This is a genomic window from Fibrisoma limi BUZ 3 (genome assembly GCF_000296815.2).
GTDB classification, from domain to species: domain Bacteria; phylum Bacteroidota; class Bacteroidia; order Cytophagales; family Spirosomataceae; genus Fibrisoma; species Fibrisoma limi.
Window position 1 is genome coordinate 34,989 of sequence record NZ_CAIT01000005.1, and the last position, 17,708, is coordinate 52,696.

The following is a 17,708-nucleotide window of genomic DNA, read 5'->3' on the forward strand; positions in this document are numbered from 1 at the left end:
TGTATGCTGGCCAAAACGTTTGACATACTTTTCGCGCGGGATTTAAAGCGATTATTACAACAGATCGAGGCTTATCCCGATGAGGCAATATTGTGGGAGGTGGCACCGGGCATCAGCAACTCGGCCGGTAATTTATGCCTGCACCTGATCGGAAACCTGAACACCTACATTGGTAAACAATTGGGTGGAACCAACTACGTGCGTGATCGGGATGCTGAGTTCTCGACGAAACACGTACCCCGAGCCGAACTGCTGGCTGGTTTGACCACAACAAGCGAGGTCGTAAGCCGAACGTTATCCGCGTTGCCGGATGATTCCTTCAACGAGCCTTACCCCGAGGAGGTGCTGGGCTATCCCATGACGATCCATTACTTTCTGACGCACCTCAGTGGTCATCTGAACTACCACCTGGGCCAGATCGACTACCACCGTCGCCTGCTGACAAAAGGCCAACGCGTTACGTACGTACAATGACCAACCATTAACCTATGCCTGCTGCCCGACTTGTCGTAGACTTTGGCTTAGTGGTGCTGATCTGGCTCGTACAGCTTATTATATATCCCAGTTTTCGGTACATGAGTCCGGAACAACTAGCGGTCTGGCATCCCAAATACACCAATCTCATTACGGTTATTGTCGGGCCGTTGATGCTGGCGCAGGTGGGGCTAGTAGGGTGGGAGCTGTTCACCCGTTTTTCGTGGCTGGCGCTGATCTCGGCCGTTCTTGTGGGATTGACCTGGGTTCTAACTGTGTTTCAGGCGATACCGCTACATAATCAGATCGCGGCCGGAATAAACCTGTCAGACACGATCGAACGACTGATTTCGGCAAATTGGCTTCGAACGGTAATATGGACGGTGATTTTTCTACTGGGGCTGGTGCGGACCGGCTGATATGAAAACCGGTAGGCCATTGCAAAATAACCTACCGGTTTCGGTCAAATCTACAGCATTGTCAGGCTGGCGCTACCTTCTTCAAGCGCGGTGACCTCCAATTTTAGAGCCGGGTTCTTGGTCAACAGGTCGATCAATTCGTCGGTGGTTCCGGTATGTTCAATCCGAATCGTACCTTCTGTGCCTTTGAACGTTTTCTGCACGCCTTTTACTTTCGGATTTTTCTGAAGTGCTGCTGCCACTGCATTGACTTTGGCAAAAGTGGTGTTAGCGATAGTAATCTCCGTGTTACTAGTCGAAGCACCGACACTGGCTGGTTTTGCCGATGGGGCTCCACCGCCCGTTCCGGCAAAGATAATGTTGCGGGCGCAGAGTTGTTCCAGCATATAATCAGCCATTTTGTTCCCCACATTGGTCAGAGCCATCTTTGCCGCTACCGTTTCGGATACGTCCACCGCGCCGGCCTGTAATACGTTAGATGCCAGGATGGTTGCGTCGTCGGTGGTTAAAGCCCGCAGTTCAATACGTCCTCTGAATGCATTCATACCATTGTTAGCATTGACAAGTTCGCTGGTAGCCATCCCCGTGATGATGATGTTAGCCCCCATCTTCAGGCCGAGAGCGGCAAGTTTGGCCGGATCGCTCGCCAGACTGTCGGAGCGGGTCCGCATTTTTTCGTATACCTTGGGGTCAATTACCCGAAATCCAGCTTCGATGAACTTCCGGATAATCTCGTTTTCGGCGGTTGCCTGCTCAATGACTACAGGTTTGTAAACGGCGTTTGTCTGCGGTTTTGCAGGTTCGGCAGTTTGTTTCTTACGTCCGAAAATGGCGGTAATCATTTCGCGGGTTTCTTTCCGTTCCTGATACTCACGCTCTTCATCCGTTAACCGGCGAGTCTGGGCATTAGCCGTACTGGCCGAACCGGTCTGGGCTTCCGGGATTAAAATCATCACTTTGGGCGCACCCTTTTTGAGCATGTTGCAGCGCGACGGATCAAATTTTTTAGCCGTTTCAGGCTTCATTGGCTCCGGTATCTCTATCTTATCTTTGGTGTCGGCCAGGAACTCTGCCGAGCGGATGACTGCGATTCCACAGGCATCTGTAACGGCGCTGTTCTGGCTGCTTGTAGAAGTTTCGATGCCAAAAATCTTCGTTGTACGAGCACCAGCTTCCTGCCCTTCGGCCCGTACTATTTTTGACGCCAGAATCTCACCGGTTTGTGGATCAAGAATTTTGAGCGTGAAGCCAACTTTGGCCGACTTTTTGGAACTGCCGAAGCCCATTACCTGCTGCGATCGCTCAGAAACCAGGTACTCCGTTACTTCGCCCGTGACGATTAGTTGCGCCATAAGCATCTTGCCCGCTTCGGGGCCGCCACTGCCGTATCCACTTTGGGCAAAGCTCATTTCGCCGGTCATGTCGCTGGCATTTCGCTGCATTTCCAATACCCGGAAGCAGTTTGTCTGTTGTAGCGCCGAGGTAAGCATTGTGGCCAGTTCATCGCCGAATTTTCCATCAGCACTGGTTTTTGATACGTCGAAACGAGCTACACGTACCGTTACGCGTTTGCTGGCTGGCAGAGCCTGGCACTTTTCTGCCACTTGAGCAATCGTAATTTCCGGTTCTTTCGACTCGTTTTTGTTTTTCTGGGCCAGCAACAAGGTTGGCAATAAAAGCCAGATACTAATCAATACAAGTGAGGGGTAAATAGACTTCATGCGGATAGGATTTGAAATGATTAACTAGTTTGTATATGTGTTAAATCAAATACTTATATAAAAGTCAGCCGGATTCATAGTCATTCCGGTTCGAGGCTGGCACGTATGTATTCAGGCCGATCTGCGATAAGTGACAGAGAATCAAAAAATATTTTTGGGAAGTCGAAAATGCAGAGATGTCGGTTCTGTCGTATTTACTTAAGGTGTTCTCTAAAGATTCAATAGTTACCAAGGCGTAGTACATCTATCACTCTACTTTATAAGTAGGCCATTGGGTTGATGTATTGAACATTCTCCGTGGGGCAACGTTGACCTCATGAGATAAACTCATTGACGCCAACCGTTATGGAAACAATGCCAATAGCTGACCGGCCTGTCGCCGAAGCGCCTGATGCCAGTGGGATACCCATGACCCCGTACGACGTAACCGACGACGTTCGGGGCATGAAAATCCTCTTTGTGAACGTATTTTTTATCGGTAAACCCGGTCCTGGTAATTCATGGGTCCTGGTCGACGCTGGTTTACCTGGCTTCGCAGGCCAAATCAGGAAACGGGCTGAAGAGTTGTTCGGACCCGGTACCAAACCGCAGGCCATCGTACTCACCCATGGCCACTTCGACCACACGGGGGCGTTGAAAGCATTGTTGACGGAGTGGGATGTACCTGTCTACGCGCATACGCTGGAGACTCCGTTTTTACGTGGAAAATCGCATTATCCGCCACCGGACCCGGCTATTGGTGGGGGAGCCATGGCGTATATGTCGTGGATGTTTCCGACCGGCCCGACCGATCTGGGCGACCGGCTGCAGACCGTTGGAGATGGCGATGAGATTCCTGGATTATCCGGCTGGCGGGTAATTCATACACCTGGCCATGCGCCCGGTCATATCTCGCTGTTCCGCGACAGCGACCGGACGTTGATTGCAGGCGATGCCTTTATCACGACTGATCAGAACTCAGTGACGGCTGTCGCGACGCAGCGGCAGGAATTCCACGGGCCACCGGCTTATTTTACCATCGATTGGCAGGCTGCCAGGCAATCGGTTCAGAAGCTGAATCGGCTAAATCCAACCGCTGCGGGGGTTGGACATGGCGTATCCGTACATGGACTGGATTTGCAGGTTGGTCTGAACCGACTCGCGCATGACTTTGAAGCCATGTCAATTCCGTCGGAAGGTCGATACGTGAAGCAGCCGGCCGTGACCGACGAGAACGGTATAATAGATATGCCGGCTCCCACATCGTATAACGTAGCCCGGGCTATTGGCTGGGGACTACTAGCCGGGGTGGCGCTGTACCTGCTCTGGCCCGGTGGCAGTAGTGATGACGATGACGAATAGCCACTATAAGACGTGATAAGCGGCTCTGACTACGTAGTCAGAGCCGTTTTTGTTTCCGTATCTTTGCTGATCACTTAGTTGACGTTAAATGGCGAAGAAGCCAAAATTTTATGTTGTCTGGCGGGGTCGGAAAACGGGCGTTTTCGATAGCTGGGAAGAGTGCCAGGCACAAACGGCCGGCTTTGACGGGGCGCTGTACAAATCTTTTGATACGAAACCGGCGGCCCTGAAGGCATTTCAGGAAAAACCTCATCTGCACATTGGCGGAACCCCGAAACCCGCCAAACAGGGCAAATTATCGGCGTTGGTGGGAAACCCAATTCAGGACAGTCTGGTGGTCGATGCGGCCTGGAACACGGCTACCGGCGATATGGAGTACCAGGGAATCTACCTGGCAACAAAGCAAAAGCTTTTCACGATGGGACCGTATGCCGACGGGACTAATAACATCGGTGAGTTCCTGGCAATTGTGCATGCGCTGGCCCTCCTGCACCAGAAGGGGAGCAACATCCCCGTTTATTCCGATTCACGAACGGCCATCGGCTGGGTCAGCAAGAAGAAAGCGAACACAAAGCTGGAAGAAACGTCACGGAACGAAGAGCTCTTCGACCTGATTGAGCGTGCTGAGAAGTGGCTTCAGACGCACCGCTACGCTAACCCCGTATTGAAGTGGGAAACCGAATACTGGGGCGAAAACCCGGCTGATTTTGGCCGAAAATAATGTTCCGTTTTAAGCAATTTATCATTCAGCAGGATCGGACAGCCATGAAGGTCTGCACCGATGCCTGTGTGCTGGGGGCCTTCGCCGACGTAACGGCCGGCCGAATCCTTGACATCGGTACCGGAACGGGTCTATTGGCGTTGATGGCTGCTCAACGGAATCCTGACGCATTTATCGATGCGGTCGAATTAGACGATGCGGCTTATGGTCAGGCTTCCGAGAACGTATCGGCCAGTGCGTTCAGAGAACGTATTTGGGTCATACACAGCCGGATTCAGGCATTTGGCAGTGAGGAAAAACGTTACGATCGTATCCTTACCAATCCGCCTTTTTACTCCAATCACCTCCGGTCGCCGGATGCGGCCGTCAATCGGGCTTTGCATACTGATGATCTGCCATTTACGGAACTGATTGAGGCTGTCGGGCGGTTACTGAAAACAGATGGACAGTGGTGGGTGCTGCTACCGCCTTACGAGACGGGCGTACTGACTCAACTGGCCGGGGCTATTGGACTGTGGCCGTTCAGCCGCTTGCACCTGCGGCACCATGCCCGTAAGTCGGTTTTTCGAATTATTACCGGCCTGCAATATGGTACTGAGGACGTTACCGACGAAACGCTGGACATCTACGAGCCGGACGGCCGAACGTACACGGCTGCGTTCCGGGCGCTGCTACAGCCGTTTTATTTGATTTTCTGATGAGTTGTTGCAGCCCTTGCGCTAATCCTTGCGAACTTTGCGTTTATAGTTTGTCTCCGGTGGAGATACATTCATGACTGACACCTTGCAACTTACCGTCCTTATCCCGCTCCTGAACGAAGATGAGTCGCTGCCCGAACTGCACGACTGGATCACACGGGTCGCGACGGAACAAAATTATACGTACGAAATTATGTTTATCGACGACGGCAGTACCGACAACTCCTGGGAGGTGATCGAACGGCTGGCCAGCGTCGATGCCCATGTACGGGCTATTCGCTTCAACCGCAACTACGGCAAAACGGCCGCGCTGCAAACCGGTTTTCTGGCTGCCCGTGGACAGGTCGTCATTACGATGGATGCCGACTTGCAGGACAGCCCCGACGAAATACCGGAACTGTACCGAATGATTACGCAGGACGGCTACGACCTCGTGTCGGGCTGGAAGCAGAAACGTTACGATCCGCTCAGCAAAACCCTGCCAACCAAGTTGTTCAACGGGGTATCACGCTGGATTTCGGGCGTTCAACTGCACGATTTCAACTGCGGTCTGAAAGCCTACAAGCAGAAAGTGGTCAAGTCTATTGCGCCGACGCTGTACGGCGATATGCACCGCAACCTGCCGATTGTAGCCAACTGGAACGGCTTCCGGAAAATTGGTGAGAAAGTGGTGCAGCACCGGGCCCGTAAATACGGTACCACTAAGTTTGGCCTGGAGCGGTTTATCAACGGCTTTCTTGATGTGCTGGTTATTGCGTTCGTGCACCGATTCAGCAAACGCCCTATGCACCTGTTTGGCGGGCTTGGTACGTTGTCGTTCTTCGTCGGAACGGTCCTGACAACGTACCTGATCGGCGAGAAGCTATATAACATTGCGCACCAGATCCGTTACCGAAACGTCACGGACAATCCACTGTTTTTCTTGGCGCTGGTGGCAATTATCCTCGGTGTTCAACTGTTTCTGACGGGCTTTCTGGGTGAAATGCTTGTGCGCCAAAACCTGAATAAAACGGCAGATTTTCAGGTTGCCGAACGAATTGGTTTTTTGGACAACATCTCCGTTTAAAAATAAAACCGTTTGTTGTCAACGCAAGTTTGTATTTTTGGAGCGTATACCCATTCCGCCCCTGCCTTGTCAGTGCGCCAAGCGCATCAAACTGATCAGGCAGGGGCGGAATGTGTGTTTAAACAACCTGACAAACCAAGATTTTTACAGTTTTTTCTTTAAAATCGTATGCAAGCACAATTTGACGCTACTCAACTGGATCAAATGGCTAAAACTCCTTCAAAAGCGCATCCCTGGCACGGTATCTCGGCGGGCGATAATGCTCCCGAAATCATTACGGCCTTCATCGAAATCGTACCGACCGATACGGTCAAATATGAAATTGACAAAGAGTCGGGCTATCTCAAAATTGACCGCCCGCAACAGTATTCAAACATCATTCCGGCCCTATACGGCTTTGTGCCACGGACCTACTGTGGCGACCGGATCGCCCAACTGGCTTCCGAGCGGTCGGGGCGGCTGGTCGAAATGGGCGACGGCGACCCCCTCGACATCTGCGTACTGACAGAACGTGAAATTACCCACGGCGACATCCTGTTGCAGGCTATTCCCATCGGCGGTTTCCGGCTGATCGACAAAGGCGAAGCGGATGATAAAATTATTGCTGTGCTGAAAGGGGATGCCATGTATGGGCAGTACCGGGATCTAAGCGAACTACCGGAAGCGGTTGTAAAGCGGCTGCGCCACTATTTCCTGACCTACAAAAACCTGCCAGGGGAGCCTGAGATTATGGAACTGGCCAGCATCTACGGCCGTGATGAAGCCCTGGAGGTGATTCGTACGTCCATGGACGATTATGCCGAAATGCCGGCGTAACGGTGGCTGTTGTGCAGAACATATGACGGTAACCAATTGAATTTGACTAATAAATAGCCCGGTGACAGCCGGGCTATTTTGTTGGGTACCATTTATCCGCCATATTGTACACTCAACATTTTTTGAGTCATGTGACGCATAAACTGCGTTTACTTTTGTTATTCATCCAATGACTAACCAACGCGAAATACCCATTCATGCGACAGTTTTTTAAATACGTACTGGCCACCATCGTAGGCCTGTTACTGTTCTCGATCGTTGGATTTTTGCTGTTGATCGGCATTGGCTCGGCGATTTCGTCGACAGCCGACCGGCAAACCACGGTGAAGGAGAATTCAGTGTTGAAGCTTAACCTGAACAGCCCTATTCAAGAACGAAGCGTTGACAATCCATTCAACGGATTTGGACCGTTCGATTCATCGGGCGACGCAATTGGCCTTGTTGAACTCAAACAGGCACTTAAAGCCGCTAAGGAAGACGATAATATCAAGGGCATCTATTTGCAAAGTGAATACCCTCAGGGCGGCTGGGCGTCGCTGGAGGAAGTTCGTAACGCCCTGATTGACTTCAAAACTTCGAAAAAGTTCGTGTATGCCTTCGGTGAAAACATGACCGAGAAAGGTTACTACGTGGCTTCAATGGCCGATAAAATCTACATCACCCCAACCGGCGGTCTGGAGTGGAACGGTCTGAATGCCGAATTGACCTTCTTCAAGGGGACGCTGGATAAGCTGGGTGTGAAGCCGGAAATCTTCCGCGTAGGGGAATTCAAGAGCGCTATCGAGCCGTTCGTGCGCGACGACATGAGCGAACCCAACCGGCTCCAGGTTTCGTCGTTCCTGAACTCGGTGAATAATCACATGCTCGTGAAGGTAGCCGAAAGCCGTAAGGTACGTGTGGACTCGTTGAAGCAATACGCCGATAACCTGCGTATTGAAGAACCCGAGGACGCGCTACGTACCAAACTGATTACCAACGTTGGCTACCAGGACGAGTTTGAAAGCCAGATCCGGAAGCAACTCGGTATCGAGGAAAAGAAAAAGATTAACTACATCTCACTCGGTAAGTACGAGGATGCGAACAAACCGGATGCTGAACTGGGCAATAGCCGAAACCGGATTGCAGTGATTGTGGCTTCGGGCGACATCACCGACGGTGAAAGCAGCGAAGGAACGATCGGCTCCGAAACCGTAGTGGAGGAACTGCGCAAAGCCCGGCTCGACGAGAAAGTGAAGGCCATCGTGCTACGTGTCAACTCCGGTGGGGGCAGTGGGCAGGCGTCGGACGCAATGTACCGCGAGGTAGAACTGGCCCGCAGAGTGAAACCCGTCATCGGCTCTATGTCCGATTACGCGGCTTCGGGCGGGTACTACATGCTCATGGGTTGCAACCGGATCGTTGCCGAGCCGAACACCATTACCGGATCGATTGGCGTGTTCTCGTTGCTGTTCAATACCGAAACGTTCTTCAAGGACAAACTGGGTATTACCTACGACCGCGTAAAAACTAACACGAACGCTGACTTTCCGGCTGTAACGCACGAAATGACACCGTTCCAGAAACAGGTGCTGCAGCGTGGTACGGATCGGTTCTACAAAATTTTTACGACGAAAGTGGCGAACGGTCGCAAACTGCCCATCGATAGTGTGAAAGCTATCGCGGGTGGACGCGTCTGGACGGGTCAGCAGGCCAAAGCAATCGGGCTGGTGGATCAGCTCGGTGGCCTTGACGATGCTATAAAGGTCGCAGCCCAATCGGCCAAGCTGAAGGAAGGTGACTATCGGATACGCTACCAGCCTCGGAAGAAAGAGTTCTTTGAGCGGTTGTTCAGCGCATTTGGCGATAGTGAAGAAGCCCGGCTTCAAACACAGCTAGGCGAACTGGCCCCCTATGTTAAATACCTGAAGAAGCTCCGGACGATGGAGGGCATTCAGATGCGACTACCGTTCGACCTCGATATTCGCTGATTGCTGATGAACAGTTATTGAAAGCGGACGGTTTAAACCGTCCGCTTTTGTAATTTAGAGCGGTTATCCTGTTTTGCTATGCGTACGCTGCCCCCTAACCTTGATTTGTTTGCTTTGATTATCCTGCTCGGGGTAGCGCAAGGAGTATTTCTGGGGTTATTTTTTCTGACTGGTAGCCGGGGGCGGCTTGTTGCTAACCGGTGCCTGGGCTGGTTCAATCTGGCCCTGTCGGCTATCAGCGCCGAAATCTTTCTAAATTACACAAACTATACGTTCCAGGTGTTATGGACGGTCGATCTGGCCGAACCATTCAACTTTGTGCTGGGGCCGCTGTTTTATTTCTACGTTTTCAGCCACATTTATCAGCGATTGCCCCGGGGCTGGGTTTTGCATTTACTGCCATTTGCCATCTGGCTGGTCAACGCCGTGACCTGGGTCTATCAGCCCCCGGAATTTAAATACAACTCGTACATCTATTCCTGGCATCCCGAAATAATGTACATACCCTCCGGATCGTATCTGGATGAGGATTTTACGGGCGTTCGTGGCTTAATCAACGAACTAACCTTATTAAGCTGCGTCATCTATGCAGCGACGGCATTATTGACCATCCGCAAGGCAGCGCAATCCGTCGCGACACGGGCTGCGGCCAAACTGCCGATGCTACGGTATTTGAGCTGGTTGTTTGCGTCGGTGCCGGTACTGATTACCGTTGTAAAGCTTCAGTTTTATAAAGACCTGGGCGATCACCTGCTGGCATCGTATATGGCGCTAACCATCTACGTAACCAGCTTTCTGGTCATGCGCGGTTCCAATTTTTTTCAGCCCGACCCGCCCGTGAAGGAAGCGGAGGGGAGCGGTGAATCGCGTAAAAAGTACGAAAAGTCATCTATTTCGGAGGAGGTGGAAGAGGCCGTTCTGCAAAAGCTGAATCGCCTGATGACCGACGAGAAACCGTACCTGCAAAGTGATCTGTCGCTGCCCAAACTGGCCGGTCAGTTGAACACCACTCCGCACCACCTTTCGCAGTTGCTCAACGACCGGCTGCAGCAAAGTTTCTTCGACATGATGGCCGAATACCGCATTCGTGAAGCGAAGACCCTCCTCCATGATCCTGCCATCGCACACCTCAAGATCGACGAGATTGCCGAGCGGGTAGGGTATAACTCCACATCGGCATTCCATACGGCATTTAAACGAATCACCGGCCAGACGCCCGCCCAGTTTCGGGCATCTGCAACTTCGTCCCGGTCGGCGCGAACTTCGTAACTATCGGAAAATAGCTTGTTTTGGGGCAAACAGGGCCACTTTTGTGCATCATCTTACTTGCAACGAAATGGTTACTGCTTCCGCACATTCCCCAACCTTAACGCCCTCTGCGCTAACAGCGAGCCGCCGGTACGACCTGGACTGGCTGCGTGTATTCGCTATCATCACCCTATTGTTTTACCACACCGGTATGATCTACGTGAGCTGGGGGTGGCACGTGCAGAGTAAAGAAACCAGCCCCGTGTTTGAGCTAATTATGCGCTGGCTTCATAACTGGCGGATGCCGTTGTTGTTCTTTATTTCCGGGGCGGGCAGCTTCTTCGCCCTACGTAAAGGGTCTTTTGGAAAATATGCCGGTGAGCGTTTTCGGCGGCTGTTCATCCCGGTTGTATTCGGCATCTTCGTGATTGTACCTCCCCAGATTTATTACGAATGGCTGTTCCGGGGACGCTTCACGGGAAGTTACACCGAATTTTACCCCTACGTCTTTCAATTCGAATCCTACGAAGATGGTGGTACAGGCGGGGCCTTTAGCTGGCATCATCTATGGTTCGTGGCTTACCTGTTTCACTACGCCATTCTAAGCATTCCGTTGTTCTGGTTTCTAAAAACCGAACGTGGGCAGCGGCTCACCGACCGCATTGGTGGGCTCATCGCGCGAAAAGGGGGCGCTTTGTGGCTGGTTGTTCCTCTATTGGTGAACGACGTAGCGCTGGGTGGTTTATTTCCCGATGAAACTCACGCCCTCACCGACGACTGGGCGTATTTTATGAAGAATATGATCCTGTTCTGGCTGGGTTACGTACTGATCAGCCGACCAAATTTCTGGCAGATCATCACGGACCAACGCCGATATTTTGTCGTTGCGACGCTGATTTGTACCGTCATCATGTACGCGGCTCCTGTCGTGCTGGGCTACGACCGTATTGATGGATCTGTACTGCTTACAACGTTGTACAGTTTCGTTAAGCTGGGACTAACCTGGTTCTCGGTGCTGATGACGGTGGCGTACGGCTACCGCTACCTGAATGTCAACCGACCAATTCTAGCGCACCTGACCGAAGCGGTTTATCCGTTCTACATTCTGCACCAGACGGTTATCGTCATCATTGGCTATTACGTACTAAAAACGAGCCTGGGCGTGTACGATGGATTTCTGGTGGTGAGCCTTTCGTCATTTATCGTATCGGTCGCTATGTATCTTCTGCTGATCCGGCCGTTTAGCTTACCAAGGGTGCTGTTTGGGATGAAGGCCCGGAGTGTTAGGCAACTCAACGAAAAAGCTGCCTGACTTTAGTGAGGAATAGTGGCGTATCGGCCGTGCTGCGTCGAAGCTGAAGTACCATACGCCAGATAGGCGTAGCACGGCGGCCATTCAGAACCTGCCCTACAACCGTGTCGCGGACGAACAAATCATAGCTGATTAGAGAAAGAGCGAACGTTATTGCCAGCCCTACAGCGAATTTACCGAAGGCTGTCCACGCTACCGGCATCAGCCAGATCTGAACGTACGTGCAAATGAGCAGGTGAATGATATAGACCCAATACGATGATTGGGCGAGGTAGCGCGAAAGTGGACTGGGTTGGTCGAGGTAGCGCTGGAACAGACCAATCAGACCAAACGAAATTAACCAGGTACTGGTCGCCGACAGGGCCGAAAGATCTACGCGATACGTTGTTGGCAGGGCCGTGTTGTGGCTGATCTGCAACATCATTATGGCGTAGATCACAAACACGACCAGTCCCCCCAGGAGCAACCACCAGGCTGGTCGCTGTATTGAGGTCAACCAGTGGGGTTGCTGAAACAGGAGCCACCCAAAAACGAAATACATACCCAGCCCAGCCAGAATGATTGGGCTGGGGGTCAGGTCGCTGGGGGTGTAAAAAGTAGCGCCGGGCATGAACCACAAAAACAGCGCACTGAAGGCAATCCAGACCGGGATAGCCCAGCCGGATACCAGCCAGCGGCTGAGGGTATGTCCAGGAAGCGTAGCTTTCAGCCCTTTGATACGTACGGCCACGTACACCCCCACGTAGAATATAAGCAGGAAGTACAGAAACCACAGGTGAACGGTAGGCGTGATAACAGGCAGCAGAAACGTACCGGTCGAAAACCATTTGACGACCGGTGCCATCGTGTAGTTTGAAAAGCAGTAGACGTATGCGGCCTGAATCAGGATATTGATCGTGAAGTAGCCAATCAGAAAAGGGATCAGAATCCGGTTGGCCCGATTTTTTACGAACGTGACCACACCCCGGCGCTCAACCAGAAGGGCGGAAAAGAAGCCGGACATGATGAAAAAAGCGGGCATTCTGAACGTATGAATGAACAGAAACATCATGTCAAAAAAGGGATGATTCGCTATGGGGTCATCCGGGAGGTAAGCTGCCTCCATATAGGGACCGGCTGCGTGGAGTACCAGCCCCATCAGCATCATAGTTGTTCTCAGATTGTCAAGCGAATGGTAGTGCATTGACAGTACGGATACAGTTTGGAGTAGTAAATTAAAGCCTCACCCCTCCTTTGAAAAACTAATCTACTGAATGGATGTCTATGTAGTTGATTATCAACCCGAATATGTAACCAGTAACGGCTCTTTTGTTTGAAAAGCCGTTGTATCTGGTTCGGGAAAGAAAATCATTTAGGTGTTCGCGTTGCAATCAGATCGGGCGTCTTGTCCCGGTCGTTTTTCACCGTCCCTCTTGAATAAATCTTGCCCTTAGTTACCAGTAAAATCCCGGATGCATGGGCCGTGCATAACGTTGTACCGCCATACACATTGACATAGCCGCCGTTATAGTATGTGCTTTTGATCCGGTTGCCGGGAGCCGCAAAGTCGATGGGTGGATTGCCCATGCAGGAGAATGAGCCACAGAAATTTCCACTCTGGTCATGAGCCGAGATCGTATAGAAATTGGTCGTGTTGACCCGGGCCGGTGAAATTTTATTGGCATCCCGATTCCCGTTTTCAACATTTCCCGCGGCTGCCGCTGCGTATATATCCCCACGGCTCATCATCCGCACAATGGCATCGTCGGCCGCCTGATTGGCTGCGAAGCCTAAGCTTAGGTTAACCACATCGCCGGACCGGGCGTTGGCTGTAACAAAATCAAGGCCGGCAATTGTATTGGCTACCGTACTGGTATTATCCTTCCCTTTTGTTTTCACTGGCACAACCCGGACACCGGCGGCAACCCCTACCAGACCGATTGAGTTATTGACCGCACCGATAATACCAGCTACCACCGTGCCATGCCCGTTCAGATCGTCCAGGGTCTGAGCGTCGGGGCCCGTTGTGAAAACGTTGTATCCGCGACTAACATCGATCCGTAAGTCCGGATGGTCGAGATCAATCCCAGTATCCAGAATATACACGACGTTTGGATGGTTCGAACAGTCAACAAAACCACCTACTGAGTTAATCCCCCAGGGAACCTCCTGACCCGCTGCAGCTTTGGCTCCTTTTTCCGTGACCTCCCCCTCAATGACGTCCGGCAGCGACGCCTGATTAGGGGCAATGTAGTCAATACGGGGGTCTTGCCGAAGAGCGGTCACCTGTTCGGTGGTCAGTTTGGCCGCAAAACCGAATAGCGCATGGCTAAAGACGTGTTGAACCGCCGTGGATTTAACATGAAACTGGGTTAGAAATTGATTGGTAAACTGTCGGTTTGCTTTTTGCAGATTTTGGAATGTCCGGTCAATTCGTGCGCCGGCCATTGGGTCTTTTTTGTAAACGACGATATACTCGCCTTCAATCGTCGTCGGAATGGTGGATGGATCGAAAGAGCTATCAATCGGGCGACAGCCGTTTGTCCATACGAAAACCAAGGCAATTGCGCTTGTGGATAGAACTTTAAAAAATGAAAGCTTCATGATGGTAAAGGACAGAGCCTGTTAATCAATGCAATTATTGATTAAATAAAGAAGCTTACAGACACTCAATAATGATTTATTTACTGGTTGGTATAGATAATTTGGTAAGCGGATGTAAAATGGTAGATAAGTTAAAATATACTATTCTGACTTATGTTAATTCATTCGTCTACATAAATTAGTTCGAGTGGGCAGACCTGAACATCAACAGGTCTGCTCAAGTGCTAACCATCAAACCTGCTGATCTACCTTTTGATGGTGCGACTGCGATAATGGCGAGGAGGCTATCAAAGCGTTTTCAAGCCGGTCAACGGCGTCTTCAACGCTCCACCGCTCCCGAACAACCTGCCGACCATTTGCCGACAGCCGTTCGAAGAGAGCCGGATTGGTCAGGACCTGCTCCAGAGCTCGGGCTATTTCGGCGGGACTACGACCGGTCAGTAATCCATTGTACCCATTGATGACCGTTTCCCGAACCCCACCTTCGCCAATGGCTACCACCGGAAGGCCACAGGCGTTGGCTTCCAGTGGAGCGAAACCAAATGGCTCGAGGGTTGATGTGTACAACAGACATGAAGCGGTATTTAGCAGTTGTACTAACTCACGATGGGGAACGTACTGACGGGGTTCGAATGCTACCCCTTCCTGCTGGCTGAGGGCCAACAGACTTGCCATATAGTCTTTGTTGCCAATGTTGCCTACCCACACCAGTTTAGGACGGATGGATTCGGGAATACGGGCCAGCGTGCGAATAGCCGTGTCAACTCCTTTGGGCGGGTGAAATGATCCCAATCCCATCACGAAGTTTTCGCGGGCCATATCCAGAAACGGGAACAGGTCGACATCGACGCCCAGATAGCAGACCTCACCAGGGCCGCCATAGGCCCGTAGCAGGCTTTCGTTGCTGAAATACGAATTAACCAGAATTTTGTCATAGCTCTGGTAGTTTGTAAACTCCTCACGCACCAGCACGCGTGCCCGGTGCGTCCTAAGCAAGTCCTGCCAGTATGACGTGTAATAGGAAGGCTTCAGAATGTTGTGCTGAATAGAGGGTAAGCCTTTCCAGATCAGGTTGGGATAAGCTTCGTATAGACTGCGGTTCGGCTCCTGCAGATACAGTACTTTAGGGATTGTCTTAACGAAACGGCCGATAAACGGCATGTTGAAGAAGTGGCACGAATTCGCAAACAGAATATCAAAATCACCCGCTTCAATCTCTTTGGCGCAGGCCTCGCAAAAGGCCATCATTCGCTTGATACGGGTACTATTGAGGAACAGCAACGAACGAACATCATCTACGTATTCGATCCGTAGTCGGGTGGCAATGGTGAGGGGGAGTATGTGTGTACGAGCGACATACGCGTCTACATCCAGGAATTGGCTGTCGGCCAGTGACGATGTCCAGACTTCGATGTGATGACCTCGCTGAGCTAATCCTTTTATGTGCTGGTGTAACGCCCGGCTCGCTCCGCCACTGGGCAGATTGTGCCATACTGCGATTTTCATAATTCGTAAAACTGCGTAATGGAATGGAGTTGTATTGAAATGCCCTAAAATAAGATACCAAACGTAATTATTTTGCTGCTTGACTTACAACAAAACATTCTTATTTATTACACGAATATAGTAAGAATTGTGTACATGGTAGGTATCCGATGCTAACACAAGATTGGCAAACTGATGAACTCTGCCTATTTTTGGCTTTCGACTCTCAATACTATGACCGCTATACGTAACGACTGGACTCGGGCCGAAATCTCCGAAATATACAATTCTCCTGTTCTTGACCTGGTGTACCGCGCTGCTACGGTTCACCGACAGTTCCACGATCCGCAGGAAGTGCAGGTCTGTACACTATTATCGGTCAAGACGGGCGGCTGTCCTGAAGACTGTGCTTACTGTCCGCAGGCGGCCCGTTACCATACCGGCGTGACGGTGCATAAGCTCATGGAAGTTGATGAGGTGCTGACGGCCGCGCAACGGGCTAAAGAAGCCGGTAGCACGCGATTTTGCATGGGCGCGGCCTGGCGGGAAGTTCGCGACAACCGCGATTTTGACAAAGTACTCGATATGGTACAGGGCGTCAACGCAATGGGGATGGAGGTTTGTTGTACTCTCGGGATGCTGACCGAAAGCCAGGCCCAGAAGTTGAAAGATGCTGGCCTGTATGCCTATAATCACAACCTCGACACCAGCGAAGAATTCTACGGCGATATTATCAGCACCCGCACCTACGATGACCGGCTGGAAACCATTGGTCACGCCCGTAAAGCCGGTATTTCGGTCTGCTCGGGGGGAATTATCGGTATGGGCGAGTCCGATTCCGACCGGATTGGTATGCTGCATACACTGGCTACGCTACCTGAACATCCTGAATCGGTGCCCGTGAATGCACTCGTTCCGGTTGAAGGCACACCGCTTGAAGATCAGCCGCGTGTGTCGGTCTGGGAAATGGTACGGATGATCGCTACCGCCCGGCTCATCATGCCGAAAGCGATGGTAAGGCTCTCGGCCGGTCGCGTCCGGATGAGCATTGAAGAACAGGCACTGTGCTTCCTGGCCGGAGCAAACTCGATTTTTGCCGGCGATAAACTGCTCACCACCCCGAACCCGGGCGATGACCTGGATCAGCAACTTTTCCAGACGCTGAATATCCGCCCTCGTCAGGCATTCAAGGATGCCAGTCAGCCTGCCATAAAGTTTGAACAGATTCCTGTCTGAAGATACGATAATGGCAACTTGGGCGTTGGTCTGAAAAAAGACGTATGCAATTTGTACAAAAGAAAGGGTGGCTGGTCGCTGCTTTGTTAACCGGCCAGTTGGCTCTGAACGCCTGCCAAACACAATCTGACATCGTAACGCCTGATCAGGCAGTAGCCATCAATTCCGTAACGTCGGCATCTGACTGGACAGCCGTTAAAGCCGAGAACTGGACCGAGAATGCGGCAGATCCGGGCAAGCGGGTCGCTGGTTTTGTCGATAATGCCATCACGTCGTCTATCGTCGCCGATGGAATGGTGGTAGCGTTCTTCCGCGATGCCACGACCAAAGAGATTAAAACCCTGCCCGCCGTAATCGACGGTCGGCTGATATCGTTCTCGTACCACGCCCTCAATGATAAGGGTATCATCAGCATCGAGCAGGAGAGCAACCAACCTGTTGCCGGTGAGTATCGCTGGGTAGTAGTGTCCAAGGAAGCACTCGCAACGGCCAATTGGAATGAGTACACGGCCGCTAAACAACGACTCGGTCTAACTGACTAAGTTTTCATGCTATACACCTATTAGCCAGGAAGGCCCGGTACGTACCGGGCCTTCCTGGCTAATAGGTGTAATTGCGAGC

The 17,708-nt window shown here is 51.6% G+C and carries 16 protein-coding genes; 12 read left to right on the forward strand and 4 right to left on the reverse strand.

The annotated features are described in order from the left end of the window. The first annotated feature begins 3 nt into the window (after positions 1-3). A complete protein-coding gene (locus tag BN8_RS04960) occupies positions 4-474 on the forward strand; it encodes a DinB family protein (protein ID WP_009280718.1) in 471 nt (156 codons plus the stop codon). Between the two features lie 14 nt (positions 475-488). Next, positions 489-893 (forward strand): hypothetical protein, encoded by a 405-nt coding sequence (locus tag BN8_RS04965; protein ID WP_009280719.1) that lies wholly within the window; start codon positions 489-491, stop codon positions 891-893. Between the two features lie 50 nt (positions 894-943). Here BN8_RS04965 and BN8_RS04970 read toward each other — a convergent pair whose 3' ends face one another. Continuing rightward, positions 944-2,614 (reverse strand): CsgG/HfaB family protein, encoded by a 1,671-nt coding sequence (locus BN8_RS04970; RefSeq protein ID WP_009280720.1) that lies wholly within the window; start codon positions 2,612-2,614, stop codon positions 944-946. A gap of 354 nt (positions 2,615-2,968) precedes the next feature. Here BN8_RS04970 and BN8_RS04975 point away from each other — a divergent pair, with 354 nt between their 5' ends. From BN8_RS04975 to BN8_RS05010, 8 genes are all read left to right on the forward strand, one after another. Beyond that, on the forward strand, positions 2,969-3,955 hold the full coding sequence (locus BN8_RS04975; protein WP_063827455.1) for an MBL fold metallo-hydrolase: 987 nt from the start codon (positions 2,969-2,971) through the stop codon (positions 3,953-3,955). 88 nt (positions 3,956-4,043) lie between these two features. Continuing rightward, positions 4,044-4,676, forward strand: coding sequence for a ribonuclease H1 domain-containing protein (locus BN8_RS04980; RefSeq protein WP_009280722.1), 633 nt, complete (start codon positions 4,044-4,046; stop codon positions 4,674-4,676). Next, entirely contained in the window at positions 4,676-5,374 is a 699-nt protein-coding gene (locus BN8_RS04985; RefSeq protein WP_009280723.1) for a tRNA1(Val) (adenine(37)-N6)-methyltransferase, read from the forward strand. Before BN8_RS04980 ends, BN8_RS04985 begins: the two co-directional genes overlap by 1 nt. Positions 5,375-5,447: 73 nt before the next feature. Continuing rightward, entirely contained in the window at positions 5,448-6,440 is a 993-nt protein-coding gene (locus tag BN8_RS04990) for a glycosyltransferase family 2 protein (RefSeq protein WP_009280724.1), read from the forward strand. Positions 6,441-6,608: 168 nt separating this feature from the next. Further along, complete coding sequence (locus tag BN8_RS04995; protein ID WP_009280725.1) at positions 6,609-7,256, forward strand: inorganic pyrophosphatase; 648 nt, start codon at positions 6,609-6,611, stop codon at positions 7,254-7,256. A gap of 197 nt (positions 7,257-7,453) precedes the next feature. Next, positions 7,454-9,223 (forward strand): signal peptide peptidase SppA, encoded by a 1,770-nt coding sequence (gene sppA / locus BN8_RS05000; protein WP_009280726.1) that lies wholly within the window; start codon positions 7,454-7,456, stop codon positions 9,221-9,223. A gap of 78 nt (positions 9,224-9,301) precedes the next feature. Continuing rightward, a complete protein-coding gene (locus BN8_RS05005; RefSeq protein WP_009280727.1) occupies positions 9,302-10,492 on the forward strand; it encodes a helix-turn-helix domain-containing protein in 1,191 nt (396 codons plus the stop codon). Positions 10,493-10,559: 67 nt separating this feature from the next. After that, a complete protein-coding gene (locus BN8_RS05010) occupies positions 10,560-11,783 on the forward strand; it encodes an acyltransferase family protein (RefSeq protein WP_009280728.1) in 1,224 nt (407 codons plus the stop codon). Here the strand turns inward: BN8_RS05010 and BN8_RS05015 are convergent. From BN8_RS05015 to BN8_RS05025, 3 genes are all read right to left on the reverse strand, one after another. Then, entirely contained in the window at positions 11,764-12,966 is a 1,203-nt protein-coding gene (locus tag BN8_RS05015) for an acyltransferase family protein (RefSeq protein WP_009280729.1), read from the reverse strand. The genes BN8_RS05010 and BN8_RS05015 overlap by 20 nt on opposite strands. A 164-nt stretch (positions 12,967-13,130) precedes the next feature. Continuing rightward, positions 13,131-14,366, reverse strand: coding sequence for a S8 family serine peptidase (locus tag BN8_RS05020; RefSeq protein WP_009280730.1), 1,236 nt, complete (start codon positions 14,364-14,366; stop codon positions 13,131-13,133). A gap of 231 nt (positions 14,367-14,597) precedes the next feature. Next, positions 14,598-15,872: a glycosyltransferase family 4 protein gene (locus tag BN8_RS05025; RefSeq protein WP_009280731.1), complete on the reverse strand. Its 1,275-nt coding sequence runs from the start codon at positions 15,870-15,872 to the stop codon at positions 14,598-14,600. Between the two features lie 213 nt (positions 15,873-16,085). Here BN8_RS05025 and bioB point away from each other — a divergent pair, with 213 nt between their 5' ends. After that, positions 16,086-17,087, forward strand: coding sequence for a biotin synthase BioB (gene bioB, locus BN8_RS05030; protein ID WP_040005460.1), 1,002 nt, complete (start codon positions 16,086-16,088; stop codon positions 17,085-17,087). 44 nt (positions 17,088-17,131) lie between these two features. Beyond that, positions 17,132-17,629: a hypothetical protein gene (locus tag BN8_RS05035; protein WP_009280733.1), complete on the forward strand. Its 498-nt coding sequence runs from the start codon at positions 17,132-17,134 to the stop codon at positions 17,627-17,629. Positions 17,630-17,708: the final 79 nt, after the last annotated feature.

Excerpts from the sequence above, each read along its gene's own strand:
- BN8_RS05020 (WP_009280730.1), bottom strand. The coding sequence starts at position 14,366 with ATGAAGCTTTCATTTTTTAAAGTTCTATCCACAAGCGCAATTGCCTTG.
- BN8_RS04980 (WP_009280722.1), top strand. The coding sequence starts at position 4,044 with ATGGCGAAGAAGCCAAAATTTTATGTTGTCTGGCGGGGTCGGAAAACG.
- BN8_RS04975 (WP_063827455.1), top strand. The coding sequence starts at position 2,969 with ATGCCAATAGCTGACCGGCCTGTCGCCGAAGCGCCTGATGCCAGTGGG.
- BN8_RS04965 (WP_009280719.1), top strand. The coding sequence starts at position 489 with ATGCCTGCTGCCCGACTTGTCGTAGACTTTGGCTTAGTGGTGCTGATC.
- BN8_RS04960 (WP_009280718.1), top strand. The coding sequence starts at position 4 with ATGCTGGCCAAAACGTTTGACATACTTTTCGCGCGGGATTTAAAGCGA.
- BN8_RS05035 (WP_009280733.1), top strand. The coding sequence starts at position 17,132 with ATGCAATTTGTACAAAAGAAAGGGTGGCTGGTCGCTGCTTTGTTAACC.
- BN8_RS05005 (WP_009280727.1), top strand. The coding sequence starts at position 9,302 with ATGCGTACGCTGCCCCCTAACCTTGATTTGTTTGCTTTGATTATCCTG.
- BN8_RS05025 (WP_009280731.1), bottom strand. The coding sequence starts at position 15,872 with ATGAAAATCGCAGTATGGCACAATCTGCCCAGTGGCGGAGCGAGCCGG.
- BN8_RS05010 (WP_009280728.1), top strand. The coding sequence starts at position 10,560 with ATGGTTACTGCTTCCGCACATTCCCCAACCTTAACGCCCTCTGCGCTA.
- BN8_RS04995 (WP_009280725.1), top strand. The coding sequence starts at position 6,609 with ATGCAAGCACAATTTGACGCTACTCAACTGGATCAAATGGCTAAAACT.
- BN8_RS04990 (WP_009280724.1), top strand. The coding sequence starts at position 5,448 with ATGACTGACACCTTGCAACTTACCGTCCTTATCCCGCTCCTGAACGAA.
- BN8_RS04970 (WP_009280720.1), bottom strand. The coding sequence starts at position 2,614 with ATGAAGTCTATTTACCCCTCACTTGTATTGATTAGTATCTGGCTTTTA.
- BN8_RS05015 (WP_009280729.1), bottom strand. The coding sequence starts at position 12,966 with ATGCACTACCATTCGCTTGACAATCTGAGAACAACTATGATGCTGATG.
- sppA (WP_009280726.1), top strand. The coding sequence starts at position 7,454 with ATGCGACAGTTTTTTAAATACGTACTGGCCACCATCGTAGGCCTGTTA.
- bioB (WP_040005460.1), top strand. The coding sequence starts at position 16,086 with ATGACCGCTATACGTAACGACTGGACTCGGGCCGAAATCTCCGAAATA.
- BN8_RS04985 (WP_009280723.1), top strand. The coding sequence starts at position 4,676 with ATGTTCCGTTTTAAGCAATTTATCATTCAGCAGGATCGGACAGCCATG.